10 protein-coding genes are annotated in these 16,261 nt (G+C 68.6%); 3 read left to right on the forward strand and 7 right to left on the reverse strand.

All coding sequences use genetic code 11. The annotated features are described in order from the left end of the window. Positions 1–86: 86 nt before the first annotated feature. Entirely contained in the window at positions 87–1,088 is a 1,002-nt protein-coding gene (locus ABGB10_RS16500) for an aldo/keto reductase (RefSeq protein ID WP_347661725.1), read from the reverse strand. A gap of 959 nt (positions 1,089–2,047) precedes the next feature. Here ABGB10_RS16500 and ABGB10_RS16505 point away from each other — a divergent pair. Both ABGB10_RS16505 and ABGB10_RS16510 read left to right on the forward strand, forming a co-directional pair. Continuing rightward, the gene (locus ABGB10_RS16505) at positions 2,048–2,629 is read left to right on the forward strand and encodes a hypothetical protein (protein WP_347661726.1); all 582 of its coding nucleotides are present in this window, start codon (positions 2,048–2,050) and stop codon (positions 2,627–2,629) included. Positions 2,630–2,812: 183 nt separating this feature from the next. Further along, on the forward strand, positions 2,813–3,493 hold the full coding sequence (locus tag ABGB10_RS16510) for a lytic polysaccharide monooxygenase (protein ID WP_347661727.1): 681 nt from the start codon (positions 2,813–2,815) through the stop codon (positions 3,491–3,493). Between the two features lie 167 nt (positions 3,494–3,660). Here the strand turns inward: ABGB10_RS16510 and ABGB10_RS16515 are convergent, their stop codons facing one another. The 6 genes from ABGB10_RS16515 to ABGB10_RS16540 all read right to left on the reverse strand — a co-directional run bounded on the left by ABGB10_RS16515 (position 3,661) and on the right by ABGB10_RS16540 (position 12,862). After that, entirely contained in the window at positions 3,661–4,404 is a 744-nt protein-coding gene (locus ABGB10_RS16515; protein WP_347661728.1) for an alanyl-tRNA editing protein, read from the reverse strand. Between the two features lie 184 nt (positions 4,405–4,588). Further along, positions 4,589–5,077, reverse strand: coding sequence for a MarR family transcriptional regulator (locus ABGB10_RS16520; protein ID WP_347661729.1), 489 nt, complete (start codon positions 5,075–5,077; stop codon positions 4,589–4,591). Positions 5,078–5,085: 8 nt separating this feature from the next. Further along, positions 5,086–6,333 (reverse strand): NAD(P)/FAD-dependent oxidoreductase, encoded by a 1,248-nt coding sequence (locus ABGB10_RS16525; protein ID WP_347661730.1) that lies wholly within the window; start codon positions 6,331–6,333, stop codon positions 5,086–5,088. An 83-nt stretch (positions 6,334–6,416) separates the two neighbouring features. Further along, positions 6,417–7,253 (reverse strand): TIGR02452 family protein, encoded by an 837-nt coding sequence (locus tag ABGB10_RS16530; protein WP_347661731.1) that lies wholly within the window; start codon positions 7,251–7,253, stop codon positions 6,417–6,419. 172 nt (positions 7,254–7,425) lie between these two features. Further along, the gene (locus ABGB10_RS16535) at positions 7,426–10,611 is read right to left on the reverse strand and encodes a penicillin acylase family protein (protein WP_347661732.1); all 3,186 of its coding nucleotides are present in this window, start codon (positions 10,609–10,611) and stop codon (positions 7,426–7,428) included. A 268-nt stretch (positions 10,612–10,879) separates the two neighbouring features. Then, a complete protein-coding gene (locus ABGB10_RS16540) occupies positions 10,880–12,862 on the reverse strand; it encodes a cellulase family glycosylhydrolase (protein ID WP_347661948.1) in 1,983 nt (660 codons plus the stop codon). 1,016 nt (positions 12,863–13,878) lie between these two features. Here ABGB10_RS16540 and ABGB10_RS16545 point away from each other — a divergent pair. After that, positions 13,879–16,227 (forward strand): non-reducing end alpha-L-arabinofuranosidase family hydrolase, encoded by a 2,349-nt coding sequence (locus ABGB10_RS16545; RefSeq protein WP_347661733.1) that lies wholly within the window; start codon positions 13,879–13,881, stop codon positions 16,225–16,227. Positions 16,228–16,261 lie beyond the last annotated feature (34 nt).

Genomic DNA, 16,261 nt, shown 5'->3' on the forward strand with positions numbered 1-16,261 from the left:
CGCGGGCTGACCGCAGACGACACGGTGGCCGCCGCCCCCCCCGGGGGGGGGGGGGCCCACCGCGAAGATCCCGTCGATCTCGGACGTTACTCCTGAATTGCGGCCATTGCCGGTCCGGTGTAACGGGCGCCGGCGGCGGCGCCAACCGGAGCGACGGCACCGAGTTCATCGAACACGCCGACATCAACCTTGAGCTGCGCCGCAGCGACGTTCTCCTCCAGATACGTACGGCGCTTGGTGCCGGGAATTGCGGTGATGTGGTCACCCTGCGCCAACACCCAGGCCAATGCGAGCTGGCCCGGAGTGACCCCCGCCTGTTCCGCGATGGCACGGATCCGATCCACCAGGAGTAGGTTCTGCCGCAGGTTCTCCTCGGCGAATCGGGGCCAGGTACGACGCCAGTCGTTCTCGGGCAGGTCTTCGAGGGTCCGAACTGAGCCGGTGAGGAATCCACGGCCCAGCGGTGCGTACGCCACGAACCCAAGACCCAGTTCACGCACCGTGTCGAGCACACCGTTGATCTCGACATTGCGAGTGAACAGCGAGTACTCGGTCTGCACCGCGGACAGCGGCGCGGCGGCGTGCGCGGCGCGAATGCTCTCCGGGGACGCCTCACTTATCCCGAGGTAGCGGATCTTACCTTCGGCGACGAGTTCGCCGAGCACGCCGAAGGTCTCCTCGACCGGTACGTTCGGATCGACCCGGTGCTGGAAGTACAGGTCGATGTAGTCCGTGCCGAGCCGGCGCAGCGATCCCTCCAGCGACTTGCGCACGTAGTCAGGCTGCCCGTTAGCGCCGCCGATGATGCGGCCGGCATCATCGAACGTCACACCGCCGAACTTGGTCGCGATGGCGGCCTGATCGCGACGCCCTCTCAGTGCCCGGCCGAGCAGTTCCTCGCCGGTGAGCGGGCCGTACATGTCGGCGGTGTCGAACAAGGTCACGCCTAGTTCGAGTGCGCGGTGCACGGTGGCGGTGGACTCGGCGTCGTCCGGGGTGCCGTACATGGCGGTCATGCCCATGGTGCCGAGTCCCTCGACCGAGGTCACCAGCCCTTCACCACCGACCGCGTGTTTCTGCAAGATCACCTTGATCTCTCTCTTTCCTGGATGTCACGAAGCATCGTCCGAGCGCTCATCACCAGCCTGCGGCAGATCCTGGCCGTTATCGGCGTTCTGCCGATCCCCGGCCTGACAGGGCGACGATCCGCCCGAGGCTCGCCGGCCAGTTGGGGCAACTCCTGACATCCAGGGCCGCTGGAATACTTTGATCGTCGTCGTACGACGGGTGGGTTGCGATGCGCCGTTCCTAGCAGTTGCCGCGGGCCTTCACCAAGAAGCAACCAGCCCCTGGTGGAGGCGCCGAGCACGTCGATGCGGCGATGCGGCTCCCCTGCCGCGAACAGGGCGCCCTGAAGGCCGCCACGCGGCGGTGATGATCACGTCGGAGACGACGCCGGGCTGTGTCGCGTAGAGGGCGTGACTGGCCGAGACGTCGGTGATCTTCGCGTTGATGCGGTTGGCCACAGATCGGGCGATTCCTGGAGTCGGTGCGAGACGGCGGCGACGGGCGGATGGTCCGCGGCGAGCCGGGCTTCGGGACGCCCCGCCGGCACACCACCCCCGGGCAGCCGGGCTCGGGTCATCCACGAGCTGATGGCAACCGGGCCCTGAGGATCGATGCCCACAGGCCCACCAGCGGGAGCGGTTCGGCCGGTTCAGCACTGACACTCGTCAATGTTGCCAGAAGGGCTTCAGACGTGTTGGAATGACTCATATCGCCGCGGCACGGGGGCAACCGTGCCGGGAACGGCAAGCACGGGAGCATCGCAGTGCCGGCAGCGCGCCGCTTGGGCAGGCGCTCGCCTGCCGCCGCGCCGGGCCATCTCCATGACGACGGGCATCCTGCCGGCCAGGCAACCTCGCCCGCCGTACGCATCCCCCGGGCACGTGTCTCCGGCGGCCGACGCACTCGATGTGCGACCCGCCAGACGCGCCCGATTCGGCCTGCCAGCGCATCAGATCCGGCGACGAGGTGAGAAGCAGTCATGATTTCCCGAGCGAGTTTCGTGGGGTGGTACCGACACCGCCTGGTGGGGGTGGCGGTGATCCTGCTGGCGACGTCAGCCGGCGCGGTCGTACTGACCAACCGCTCCGACCCGGCGGCTAAGCCGGCGGACCTGCAGACGCAGATCGTGGCCCGGATGCGTACCACGCTCGAACAGGCGGACCCGGAGCAGCACAACCACGCAGGCCACGGTGCCCAGCAGGCGGCCACCGGGACGGAGAAGCCGCCAGTGATCTGCGGGGTCCACGTCTACGGCTACGAGCCGGCCGAGGTCACCGTGCTCGCCGACGTGCGCACGGTCTACGGCTTCCACCTCTGCGGGGTCGCCGAGCAGAAGCGTCCCTGGGACGTGGCGGTGAAGCTGGCCGGCCCGGTGATCATGGATATGTCCACCCAACCTCCGGGCATCCAGGTGGTCGAGGCGACAGCCGACGTCAGGTTCGTCGACCGGCTGCGGGAGATGTTCCCGGACAAGTACGAGGAGCTGGCGCTCAAGGAGGCGCTGACCGCCTCGGAGATGGCCGACCAGCGCCGCCGGTACGACGCCGCAGCCGGGCTCTGACCAGTCCCGGAGGCCGGACGGGGCGTCGCACCCGCACCCCGTCCGTCCACCGGATCCGGCGATCTCGGACAGCTCGATCCACATCCACCTATAGATAGATCAGCATTGATATTTACATCAATAGATGTAACAGTGACTTGGGAGCGTTCCCAATCCAATCTCCAGTACCAGGGAGGATGAACAGTGCGTTCACACAAGCCCGATCAATCCGGTGGACAGTCCCGGTCAGCCATCCGTCGGCCCCTCCAGGCGCTCGTCCTGCTGTTCGCCATGGTGGTCGGCACGCTGCCCTTCACCGGCGCCGCCCAGGCACACGGCACGATCATCAACCCGGCGAGTCGGGCCTATCAGTGCTGGAAGACCTGGGGCAACCAGCACATGAACCCGGCCATGCAGCAGCAGGACCCCATGTGTTGGCAGGCGTTCCAGGCCAACCCCGACACCATGTGGAACTGGATGAGCCAGCTGCGCGACGGCCTCGGCGGTCAGTTCCAGGCCCGCACCCCGGACGGGCAGCTCTGCAGCAACGGCCTCTCCCGGAACAACTCCCTGAACCAGGTCGGGGCATGGAAGGCGACCACCGTCAGCAGCAACTTCACGGTGCAGCTGTACGACCAGGCCAGCCACGGAGCTGACTACTTCCGGGTGTACGTCACCAAGCAGGGCTTCAACCCGGCCACCCAGCAGGTCGGGTGGGGCAACCTCGACCTGATCGCGACCACCGGCCGGTACGCGCCAGCGCAGAACATCTCGTTCAACGTCTCGGCGTCCGGACGCAGCGGAAGCCACGTCCTGTTCGTGATCTGGAAGGCATCGCACATGGACCAGACCTACATGTGGTGCAGCGACATCAGAATCGCCTGATCAGCGACGCGGCACCACTCCGGCCCAGGGCGTTGGCGTCCTGGGCCGGATCCTTCCTCCGGTGCTGACCCGACAGCGGGTGCCGAACAACACCGCGCACGGCTCAAGCCGGACGACCGGCTGCGCCACCTGAAGAGCCGGCGTTGCACCTCACCACCGGCACCCGTTCAGGAACCGAGTTTGATCCGGACCCGCCGATTCTGCCGGCCCTTGCTCTCGACCTTGGTGACGGTCACCCGGCCGATCTGGCCGGTCGAGGCCACGTGGGTGCCCCCATCCGCCTGCACATCGAGCCCGACGATGTCCACCACCCGCACCTGAGGCAGATCCGGCGGTGCCGTGAACTGCGTCCGCACCAGATCGGGCGTGGCGTTCGCCTCGTCCCGGGTGAGCATCCGAACGACGATCTTGCGGTCGGCGGCGATCTCGGCGTTCACCGCGTCCTCCAGGGTCTGCTTGAAGCCCGGCGGGACCTCCGGCAGGTTGAAGTCCATCCGGGCCTCGCCGGGCTCCATGTTGCCACCGGTCACCAGAACGTTGAAGTCGCGGAAGACGGTGCCACAGAGCACGTGCAGGCCCGAGTGGGTGCGCATGAGCGAGGTACGCCGATCGTCGTCGATCGCCCCGGTCACCGTGGTGCCGACCGCGGGCACCGGGTCCCCGGGCGCAGGCAACAGGTAGAGGTCGTCGCCCTTGCGGGTGCCGACGATCCGCGTCTGCACACCCTGCCAGATCAGCACGCCGTGGTCCGGCGGCTGGCCGCCGCCGCCGGGGTAGAACGCGGATCGGTCCAGCACGATGCCCTGCTCCGGATCCGTGGGATCCGACCACAGGACGGTGCAGTCCCACTTCCGGAGTGTCACATCTTCCCAGTCCAGCCGTTGGGTCCGGCCGTGATGATCAATACCCATAGGTTGATGGGAGGGCGGCCGTCGGCGGCGCCACTCCGTCCCCCTTCAGCGCTCGCGTGGTCTTCTGCACCACGATTATTCGTGCGTCGTACACCGAGGACAAACACCCGGTGGCGCTCAGTGAAGCGACGCCCCCACCCGGAAAGCCCGCCTGCCACTCCCCCGGTCCGGGCCCAACGCTGCCTCAGGCGGACCGCTGGGCGGTGTCGCCGCCGCGGAGGTGGTCCAACTCAGCGAGGTACATCGCCTGCATGCGGTCGTAGTGTCGGACCAGCAGCATGACCTCCTCGACGCTGTAGCCCTCGATGAGCCGCTCCGCCCCCTCGGCGAACCGCTCGTACGGTCGCGTCAACTCGGCGATCCGCTCCGGCCGCAGGGTGACGATCACCCGCCGCCGGTCCGCCGGATCGCGCTCGGCCGTCACGTAGCCCGCCTGCTGGAGCCGGCGCAGCATGCTTGTCACCGCCCCGGTGGTGAGGTTGGTCCGCTCGGCGATCTGCCCGGCAGTGGCGGACTCGACGTCCGCCAGGTAGTCCAGGCACTCCAGGTCGCTCACGGTGAGGCCCAGCCGCTCCGCGATGGCGTACCGGAACACCATGGACAGCCGCGACATCTCCCGCCCGGCTCGCATGAGGTCGGCCATCGCGGACGCACGGGCCGGCTCGTGGGACATGCCCGCAATCATGCCTCCGGCACGGTGACCCGGTGCAGCCGAGGTAACACGCGGGTCAGCACCCAGTGGGGTGCGACCGCGCCGCCGGTGAGGCGGCGCATCAGCCCGGCGGCGGTGTCGACGGCGCGGAAGGCGTAGGGCACCATCTCGTCCTGGTAGCCGGCGATCGCCTCCTCCACCGGCGTGCCGCTCGTCCGGGCCTCGGCCAGCCGGCGGCCGAGCAGCGCGGCGTCGCGCAGCGCCGTGTTGCCGCCGTGAGCGCCGAACGGCGGCATGACGTGCACGGCGTCGCCCATCATCGTCGCCCGGGGCACCGCCCACCGGCGCGGGCGTCGGCCGGTGGCGAAGAGGTTGAGCACCGTGGCGTCCAGCTCGGCCGTGCCGACCAGCCGCCGGACGACCGGGTGGAAGTCCGCACTCATCCGGGAGGCCAGTCGCCACAGCGCCAGCAGGTCCCCACGGACGCCGCTGGGCACCTCCTCCTGCCGGAGCAGCAGACCCCACATGACGTAGTCGTAGCCGGTGGGCGCGTACGTCCCCGGGGCCAGGCGCGCGAACGCCTCCTGCGGGCTCTCGCCGAACCGCATGGAGGTGAAGAAGAAGGCGCGGCCCGGCCGGTCGGCGATGGCCAAAACCCCGCTGGTACGCAGCGCGTCCGGGATGACGCTCTCGCCGTTGCGCCGCAGGGGCGACCGTCCGTAGATGCCCGCCATCGGGGTGCTCGCCGGGTCCGCGTCCGGCATGAGCTGCGCGCGCAGCGCCGAGCCGACGCCGTCCGCGCCCACGACGACGGTTGCCGCGGCGGCCCCGCCGTCGGAGAACCGCAGCCGCAGCCCGGCCGGGCCGCCGCTGTCCACCGCGACGGCTTCCTTGCCGTAGTGGATGCGCCCGTCCAGCCCGGACTGCAGGATCGACCGCAGGGTCAGCCGGTCGACCTGGCGGGTCGCGTGCGGCTCGTCCTTGAAGGTGATGGTGAATGCGTCCCGCAGCCGGCTGTCGGTGAAGCGTAGGTGCCCGCCGGGCTCGTCGCCGGTGGCCAGCGCCAGGTTGTACAGCTGGCGGGGCAGGCTCTCGCGCAGCGCCTCCAGCCCGTACCGGTCGAGGATGATCCGGTAGCCCTGCCGCCGGACGAAGGGGCCCGGATCCCGCTCGTAGACGTGCACGTCGATGCCGGCGCGCGTCAGGTACTGGGCGAGGCAGAGGCCGGAGAGGCCCGCGCCGGCGATTGCCACCGAGAAGTCCGTCGATATGCCCATGCAGTTATCTTAATGACTAAGATGATTTGGGCAAGGTCGCCAGCATCCCGCAGTCCGCCCAGCCGCGACGTGCCCTGCGATGCTTACCCTCGATCGTTGCCGCCCGGCGACTCCACGGCGGCTCCTGGAAAGCGCTCCACGAACGTGCGATACACCGGTGTACCCGGTAGGCCGTCACGGATGGCGAACACCACGCGGTCGAATCGGTCGACCACGTGCAGCGCTTCGGCGAACGCGTCGGCCACCGTGGCGGGATCGTTGCGGAACACCCCGCACCCCCACCCACCCAACACGATCGTTCGGCACCCGTGCGCAGCCGCGACCTCCAGCACCCGCCGTGCACGCTGGTTCAGTACAGCCGGCACGTCTGCGGCATCCGCGGGCTGGTTACGCACGATCGCGCCGAGGTTCGGCGCCGCAGCCGTCAGAAACGACGTGGTGTACGGCTGCTCGAGCAGGTTGCCCTTGTCGTCCCGGAACACCGGCACGAGCGGGGAGTAGATGACCCTGTCGCTGTAACGCAGATCCCGCTGAGCGCGATGGAACTCGTAGAACTCCGGCACGGCGAGCAGACACGGGTAGAGCGCCGATGCGCGAGCGATGCTCTCCTCCTGCGCCTTCGCCCCGCCCAGGAACCCGCCACCCGGGTTCTTCGCCGACGCGAACACCAGACACGCGGCACCGGGCCCAAGCCGCTGGGCCGCCTGCAACGTCGACTCGTGTGTCACCTCCACCTTGCCGGCGCCGCACTCCGCGTCGCTCACCGCGAGCGTCTCGTCCGGTAGGTGATGACGAGTGCCGGCGACCGCGGCGCGTACCGCTCCGCCGATGACGACCTCGGCACCGGTGCCACTGCGGTAGCGTCCCGACTCGGCGATCGCCACCGTCTGCCGGGCGATCTCACGAAGACGACCACTCACCGGTGCACCTGGTGAATCGGAAGGTGAAGAGTGCGCACAGCCAGCAGGCTAGGCAGGCAGGGCTACTACCGACAAGCGATTTCCCCGATCCTGCTCAAGGCCGTGAAACCGCCTACCGCCCACGCCCCCGGAGGGGCCGGCGAGTGGTTCCCGCCGCCCCCTCCGGGCGAGGTCAGCGTCCGTACAGCTCGAATTCGTGGAGCGAGAACCCGTACGAGGTGGCTCGCTTGACCCCGTACACCCGCACGTAGCGGGCGTTGACCGGGACGAAGGTGGCGTTGTCGACGCCACCGTTGCCGGTGGTGGTGGTGAACACCGGGGTCCAGGAGCTGCCGTCGCCGGAGACCTCGATCCGGTACGAGGTGGCGTAGGCGGACTCCCAGCGCAGCACCGCCCGGCTGACGGTGCGAGCCGCGCCGAGGTCGACCCGGATCCACTGGTTGTCGTTGTAGCTGCTGGCCCAGCGGCTGCTGAGACTGCCGTCGACCGCCTTGCCCGGGGTGTGGCTGGTCAGGAACTGGGTGCTCGACGCTGTGGTCGGGCGACCCTGGGCCAGGTTGGCGACGTCGTCGCCCCGGCGCGCCGGGAACGAGACGACCTGCTGGTAGGTGGGGCGGTTCTGCCAGGCGATCAGCGGGTGGGTGATGCCGCCGAGCCCGGACTGGGCGATCGAGTCGGCGCACCACTGGTCGCCGGCCCCGCAGGACTTGTCGCCCGGGTAGACCGTGGTGGCCGGCACCGCTGCGGCCTGGCCGAGAGTGTCCAGCATGGCCTGCCGGCACGCGCCGAGGTCGCCGTTGCCGCAGTACGCGCGGCCCAGCCCACCGGCGACGGGGTCGCCGAGCACGGTGCGCAGGTCCTTGTCGACGTAGCCCCACCAGCCGTACTGGAACGACGAGCCCTTGTGTGCCTGACCCTGCGGGGCCCAACTCGCGGTGCCGTCGCGCCCCCCGTTCTGGCCACCCGACGGCGCCTCGTTCACCTCGATGGCGTCGACCAGCGCGGCGTAGAGGTCCGGTCCGAGGCCGTGGCGGAACTGCGCCGAGGCCAGCAGCGGCCACCAGGCGTCGAAGATCCGGATGGCGTCGGCGTGCTGGTAGACCTTGGAGCCGGGGGACGTCTCCACCCGGCGGGCACCGGCCTGCTGCCAGGCCCGCAGCTTGCCCACCGCGTCGGCCAGCGCCGGGTCGGTGACCGACGTGCTGTCCAGCACCCGCAGCAGGTCGCCGAGAACCTGCTGGCCGCGCAGGTCGGTCACCGCCGCATCCGCCATGATCTTGACGACGTCGGCGCGGCCGAGCTTCCGCTGGGCGATCGCGGCGCGCACCGGGCCGTCGAGGAGCTGACCCCGGTGTACGGAGCCGAAGCTGAAGTTGCCGTCCGCGGCCCCGAAGTCCCGTGCCTGCTTGTTGTTCCAGCTGACGTAGTAGTCCTGGTTGACCGACTGCGGATGCGCCGACGCCGGGGTGTAGGTGGCGTCGTTGGTGTCCGGGTTCCAGCCGGCCCACTCGTACGCCGGCTCGGCCCTCGTGGGCAGGTTCGGGTCGGCGGTGGCCGGACGGACCGGGTTCGCGCCGGAGTTGAAGTACGCGGCCTCGGTCGAGTTGACGTAGAACCAGTTGAACGCGTACCCGACGTCGGCCGCGGACGCCTGGAAGGCCGCCGCGCTGCCCATCGCCGACGGATCGTTGTAGGCCTGGAACCCGATCGCCGAGTCAGCCTCGTGCCGGTAGGTCGAGCGCAGCTTGGTGAACACGGTCGGCTGCCCGTTCACCAGCCCTCGGTAGGCCACCAGCCCATACTTGGTGCGCAGCGCGCGCAGCGTGTACGAGCCGGCCGGCGTGGAGTCGGCAAGCGTCGGGGACCAGGAGTTGCGCTGCTCCAGCGCCTCCATGGCGAGGCACTGCCCGTGGTAGAGGTAGCGGTTGGACCGCAGCGTCGGGGCGCTGCCGTCGGTGGTGCACAACGGCACCGCGTACGTGTCGGTGAGGTCCTGCGAGGCGGAGGTGGCACTCCAGGCGTAGTCCTGGCCCCGGCCGAGCAGCACGTAGAGGTTGAGCCCGGCGAACGCGGCGCCGCGCGCGCTGATCCCCGGCCCCTGCAGCTCCTGGAGCATCAGCAGTTGCGGCGCGAAGTAGCCGGTCTGCGGCCCGAACACGGCGACCGGGTTGCCGGTGGTGGTGTGCCGTCCGGAGACGACCACCGCGTTGGACATGCCGTGTGCGCGCAGGTTGGACAGGCCACCCAGCAGCCCCTGGGTGGCGGTGCTGGTGCCGGTGCGGGCGGCGGCCCCGCCGCTGGCGTCGTACGCGAGGGGCTCGGCGACCACCGAGCCGGCGTCGGGGAGCACCGCGCTGGTCGCGCCCGGCGGCGTCGCCCCGTACGGGAAGCTCTGCCCGTCGTGCAGGGTGAGCACGGTCTCCGGGTCGTTCTGCGACCGGAACGCCTGCCAGACCCGGTCGCCCTCGGTGGTGCCGTACTTGGCTCGGGCGGCCACCCGGACCAGCGCGGACTGGATCTCGCTGCCTCCGCCCCCGCCGAAGAGACCGCCGACGACACCGGCGGTGGCGATGAGGTCGGTCATGGTGAAGTGCTTCGGCTTGCCGGCGCCGGCGAGCACGTACTCGCCCGGGTAGTTGTCTTCGGCGATCGACTTGTCGATGTAGGCGTTGATGCCGGCGATGTAGTCGACCACGTCGGTGTAGAGCTGCTGGCCCCGGGCGCCCTTGGTGCGCAGGGCGTCCACCTGGGCCTGGAGGTCCGCCTCGGTGTAGGGCGAGTTGGCCCAGACGCTCTGTTCCAGCTCTCGGTTGCCCGGCGCGCCGCCGGCGAAGGAGGTGACGTTGCCGCGGCCGACATGCCGCAGCAGGTCCATCACCCAGAGCCGGTCCTGAGCTCCGGCGTAGCCGGCGCCGAACATGGTGCCGGCGCGGGTGGTGCCGGTGATGTGCGGAACGCCGGTGGCCTTGTCCCGCACGATGGTGACATCGGCACGCGGGGAGATGGTGCTCTCCACCTGCGCGGCCGGAACGCCGAACGAGGCGTCGTTGTAGAAGTGGGCGATCTGCTCGTCGGTCAGCCCGGCGTAGTTGTAGACCAGGTTCGCGTACTCGTCGAGCTGGTCGCTGGAGTGCGCCGGGCGGGTGCCGAGCGCCTGGTGCGCCAGGATGGCGACCAGCGTGGCGTTGCCGTTCTGCCCGGGAGGCAGGATGTCGGCGCACTGGCCGAGGCAGTAGTCGTTGGCGGCGAACGTGCTGGCGGCCAGCGCCGGTGACGGCGGGGTCACCGTCAGGACGCTCGCGGTCAGGACGGCGGCGGTGAACGCCGCGAGCCGGTTGCGGAGAGCGGTACGGGGCATGGCGATCCTCCGGGGACGCGGAGTCGGGCCGTTCGGTTACGCCCGGCTTCCGGTGCCACGTCTCGCCCTCCGCGCCCGGGCGTTCCACGCGGAGGTGAGAATGACTCATATCGATCTCCGGGCAATGATCGGCGTAGTAACGCCGTCCGGGATACCCGTCGTTCACCACGCGCCAATGCCGACCTTTCGCCGCCTTTCGCCACCAGAGACAGGTGGTGGCCAGGGCATCGTCGACGCCCTGGCCACCGAACGTCGGTGTTCGCTCCGGTCAGGAGACGCTGCCGGTGACCGACGTCCCCGACTTCGTCACGCGGTACGTGATCTGTGTGCCGCTCCAGAAGTGGAACGTGAGAGTGACGGTCGAGCCGTCGTTGACCTCGGCGAAGAACTCCGGCTTCAGCAGGATGGTGTTCGCCGCGTAGTCCGGTTGGAAGTTGCTCCAGAACTCCTTGTACGAGGTCCAGTTGGCCGGCCCGGCAGGGCTGCCGTCGGCGTACTTGGCCTCCATGGTGGCCAGCAGGTCACCACGGAACTGGGTGGGGATGGTGAACGAGTTGGTCGTGCCGGTGGCCGCGGTCTGCGTCGGCGGGTCGTAGGAGATGATGCTGATCGGCCAGGGCACACCCTGTGAGAAGTGCGCCTCGAGGTTGGCGTTGACGCCCGGGGATCGGTTGCCGACCAGCCGGGTCAGCGCCGCGCTGGTCAGGGTCAGCGTGGTGCCGGAGACGGTGTAGTCGGTGCCGCTGGTCAGAACGGTGCTGCCCTGTCGCAGGCTCCGGAACGAGGCCCCGTTGAGGTTCAGGGTGAGGGACCTGCTGGTGATGGTGCCGGTCCGGCGTACGTAGATCTGGTCGGACGACGCGGTCGCGGACCGGGTGGTCCAGCTCGCCTTCATCAGGGCGTACAGGCCGGGGTCGCGCCACTGGAGGTCGTTACGGTTGAGGAACGACCCGGCATCCCAGAGCATGGTGGTGAGTTTTCGGGTCCGTGCCTGGTAGCCGACGGCCTCGAAGAACTTGAGCAGCTCACCACGCTCGATGATGCCAGGCCGGGTGTAGTCGTAGCTGAGCAGGGCCCACTCGCCGACGATCACCGGGATGCCCCTGGCGACGAAGGTGTTGTGCACCCGGTCGAAGCCGTCGACCATGTCCTGCTCGACGTTGGCGTCGTATCGGGTACCGCCGGCGATGTTGACGCTGAACGGCCACCACCCGTAGAAGTGGACGGTCGCCGCGATGTTCCTGTCGCCCAGCTGGCTGATCGTGGTCGCCAACGCGTCGAGCTGGGCCTGGTTGGAGTTGGTGTTCAGGGTGGGCAGCACGAGCAGGCGGGTGGCGTTGTTCCCACCGGACTGACGCACGAGCCGGACGAACGCGACGTTCAGCTCGCGCAGCACCTCGTCGCTCTGGGCGTCACCGGACGTGCCGGCGAACTGCGGTTCGTTGATGCTCTCGAAGACCAGCTTCGACGAGTGGCCGCGGAACGTGGTGGCGATCTGGGTCCACAGCGCGGTGTAACGGTTCATGACGTTCGTCCGGTCACCCGGATAGCCGTTGATCCACTGCCAGGAGTCGTGGTGCAGGTTGACCAGCACGTAGAGGTTCTCCGCCAGCGCCCAGTCGACCACCTGGCGAACGCGGCTCAACCACACCGTGTCGATGGTGTACGTCGGGGCGGGCCCGTGGTGGTTGCTCCAGGTCACCGGTATCCGGATGCTGTTGTAGCCCTGCGACTTGATCTGCCGTAGCAGAGCCTGGGTGACCAGCGGGTTACCCCACGCGGTCTCGTCGGGGATCGCGTCCATGGTGTTGCCCAGGTTCCACCCGGGCTGCATCGCCGCCACCGTCGCCATCGCGTCGCCGCCCGCTGGTGGCGGGTCGGTGGGGGTGGGGGTGGGGGTCTCGCCCACTCGTCCCGTGCAGGTGACCCCGTTGAGGGCGAACGACGTCGGTGCGGTGTTGCCGCCCGTCCACGACCCGTTGAAGCCGAACGAGACCGTCGCGTTCGTGCCGATGGCCGCGTTGTAGCTCAGGTTCTTCGCGGTGACCTGGTCACCCGACGAGGTGACCGTCGCGTTCCAGGCCTGGGTGACCCGCTGACCGGACGGGAACGTCCAGGTCAGGCTCCAGCCGTTGACCGCGTCGCCGAGGTTGGTGACCTTCACGTCGGCGGTGAAACCGCCCTGCCACTGCGACGGCACGGTGTACGCCACCTGGCAGCCGGCCGCCGCCTGGGCGTTGCCGGCGACCATCAGGCCCGCCGCCAGCAGTGTGATCACCGCGCCGACGACGAGACTGACCCGTCGGTATGTCGCTCGAAGGTACTTCGAATTCATCAGGAGAACTCCTCGCCGTGGTGACGCCTGGGTGGGGTCCGCACGTGCAGGCGGCTGTGCCGTCGCCCTTGATCCAGATATCTGCGGGCCGCAGCCCACCGGCCGGCCGGACGAAAGCCCGAACCGGGTACGGAACAGGTCGGGTCTCCACGCGGAGGTGGACGGTGGCGGCCGTGGCTGCCGATGAGTCGGCGGTCAGCCTGACCCGGCGGTGCGAATGCCAACCAGGATGCCCGGAGTGACCAGCCGCGCTGCCCGTGAACCGCCTCGGCGGTCGGCGCGAGTCGAGTGAAGCGTGGAAGCGTGCCCTTCGCTTCTGCGGCCGACGGTAGCTGTTACCGCTAACACTTCGCAAGCCATAGACCCTCGTGACTCGGCTGGTGCGCTGCGAGCTTTCGCGGGCGCTACCGCACGGTCGGTTGATCTTGTTCGGTCGAAGGCTCAAGCCGAACTGTTCTGATCCGTAACAGGCCCGAAACTACCGGTTGAGAATCCTGGAACTTTCTGTCAACCTGGGAGCCATCGATCGCTGTGAACGTTAACAAGATCCCTTCAGCACTGGAGGCGCCGCACGCGACCGTCAGGCCCAACCACCTGCCAGGTGACCACGTCCACCACCGAAAGAGCCCAGCACCCGCAACCACTCCCCCGACGGGCGACCGGACCCACTCGTCGCAATCTTCACCCGCTGGCCAGGTAGCCCGAGTCGACTCGCATCCGGGCGTACGCCTGACGTGAGTCCCGGCCCGCTCGGGCGGACTCAGCATCGTGGCCGCCGCCGCTCGAGCGGGGCCTCCCACTGGAACAGCGACAGGAATTTCCTATCCCACCACTGGAGGATCAGCATGGTTTCCCGGACCCGTCCCATCGGGCGCACCCGACTACGAACACTCACATTTTCCGGAACGGCCGCGATAATTCTGGGCCTGGTCGTGTCGCTGGTGCCCAATCTCGCCCAGGCCGCCGAGACGACCCTCGGAGCCGCCGCAGCCCAGTCCGGCCGGTACTTCGGTGCCGCCGTCGCCGCGAACAAGCTCGGCGACAGCGCCTACACGACGATCCTGAACCGCGAGTTCAACAGCGTCACTCCCGAGAACGAAATGAAGATCGACGCGACCGAGCCGCAGCAGAACAACTTCACCTTCGGCAACGCGGACCGGATCGTGAACCACGCCATCTCCCGGGGTTGGAAGGTCCGGGGCCACACCTTGGCCTGGTACTCGCAGCAGCCGGGCTGGATGCAGAGCATGGAGGGCACCACGCTGCGGAACGCGATGCTGAACCACGTCACCCGAGTGGCCAGCTACTACCGCGGCAAGATCGACTCGTGGGACGTGGTGAACGAGGCGTTCGAGGACGGCAACAGCGGCGCCCGTCGCAACTCGAACCTGCAGCGCACCGGCAATGACTGGATCGAGGCCGCGTTCCGTGCCGCCGACGCGGCGGACCCGAACGCGAAGCTCTGCTACAACGACTACAACACCGACAACTGGACCTGGGCCAAGACCCAGGCCGTGTACAACATGGTGCGCGACTTCAAGTCTCGTGGCGTGCCGATCGACTGCGTCGGGTTCCAGTCGCACTTCAACGCCAACTCGCCGTACAACAGCAACTACCGCACGACGCTGTCCAGCTTCGCCGCCCTCGGGGTGGACGTGCAGATCACCGAGTTGGACATCGAGGGATCCGGCACGACGCAGGCCAACACCTACCGCAACGTGGTCAACGACTGCCTGGCCGTGGCTCGCTGCAACGGGGTCACCGTGTGGGGTGTGCGCGACTGCGACTCGTGGCGCTCCGGCGGCACTCCACTGCTCTTCGAGTGCAACGGCAACAAGAAGGCCGCGTACACGGCCACCCTGGAGGCGCTGAACAGCGCCGGCCCCGGCCCCACTCCCACGCCCACCACGCCGGGCCCCACCCCCACCGTCCCACCGGGCTCCGCCAGCGAGATCGTCGGCACGCAGTCGGGGCGGTGCATCGACGTACCCAACGCGGCTACCACCAACGGCACCCGGGTGCAGCTCTACGACTGCAACAAGCAAACCAACCAGGCCTGGACCTACACCTCAGGCAAACAACTCCAGGTGTACGGCAACATGTGTCTCGACGCGGCAGGCACCGGCAACGGCGCCGCCGTCCAGATCTACAGCTGCCACAGCCAGACCAACCAACAGTGGAACGTCAACTCCAACGGCACCATCAGCAGCGTCCAGTCCGGACGCTGCCTGGACGTGTGGAGCACCACCAACGGCGCCCAGGTCCAGCTCTACGACTGCCACGGCCAGAGCAACCAGCAGTTCCGGCTCGCCTCCCTCGGCGGCCCCACCCAGACGCCCACGCCGACGCCGACGACGCCACCACCCGGCGGTACGTGTGACCTTCCTTCGTCGTACCGCTGGTCGTCGACGGGCGCGTTGGCGCAGCCGAGGTCGGGGTGGGTGTCGCTGAAGGACTTCACGCACGCGCCGTACAACGGCCAGCAGTTGGTCTACGCGACGACCCACGACACGGGAACGACGTGGGGCTCGATGAACTTCGGCCTCTTCTCGAACTGGAACCAGATGGGGTCGGCGTCGCAGAATCAGATGCCGTTCGCCGCGGTCGCGCCGTCGTTGTTCTACTTCGCGCCGCGCAACGTCTGGGTGCTGGCCTATCAGTGGGGTGGGCCGGCGTTCTCCTACCGCACCTCGACCGACCCGACCAACGTGAACAGTTGGTCCGCGGCGCAGACGCTGTTCACCGGAAGCATCTCCAACTCCAGCACCGGCCCGATCGACCAGGCGCTCATCGGTGACGACCAGAACATGTACCTGTTCTTCGCCGGGGACAACGGCAGGATCTACCGGGCCAGCATGCCCATCGGGAACTTCCCGGGCAGCTTCGGGTCGAACTACACGACGATCATGACCGACTCGACGAACAACCTGTTCGAAGGGGTGCAGGTCTACAAGCTCCAGGGGCAGAACCGTTACCTCATGCTCGTCGAGGCGATCGGCGCGAACGGGCGCTACTTCCGATCGTTCACGGCCACCAGCCTGGGTGGCACGTGGACGCCGCAGGCCACGTCGGAGAGCAACCCCTTCGCTGGCAAGGCCAACAGCGGTGCCACCTGGACCAACGACATCAGTCACGGCGAACTGATCCGCAGCAACGCCGATCAGACCATGACAGTCGACGCCTGCAACCTGCAACTGCTCTACCAGGGGCGTTCTCCCAGCTCGGGCGGTGACTACGGCCTCCTGCCGTACCGGCCGGGTCTGCTGACGCTGCAACGCTGACGATCGGCCAACGCCGGGGCGGGCGGGCTCGGCA

It is taken from the genome of Micromonospora sp. B9E7 (genome assembly GCF_039871815.1).
Lineage (GTDB): Bacteria > Actinomycetota > Actinomycetes > Mycobacteriales > Micromonosporaceae > Micromonospora.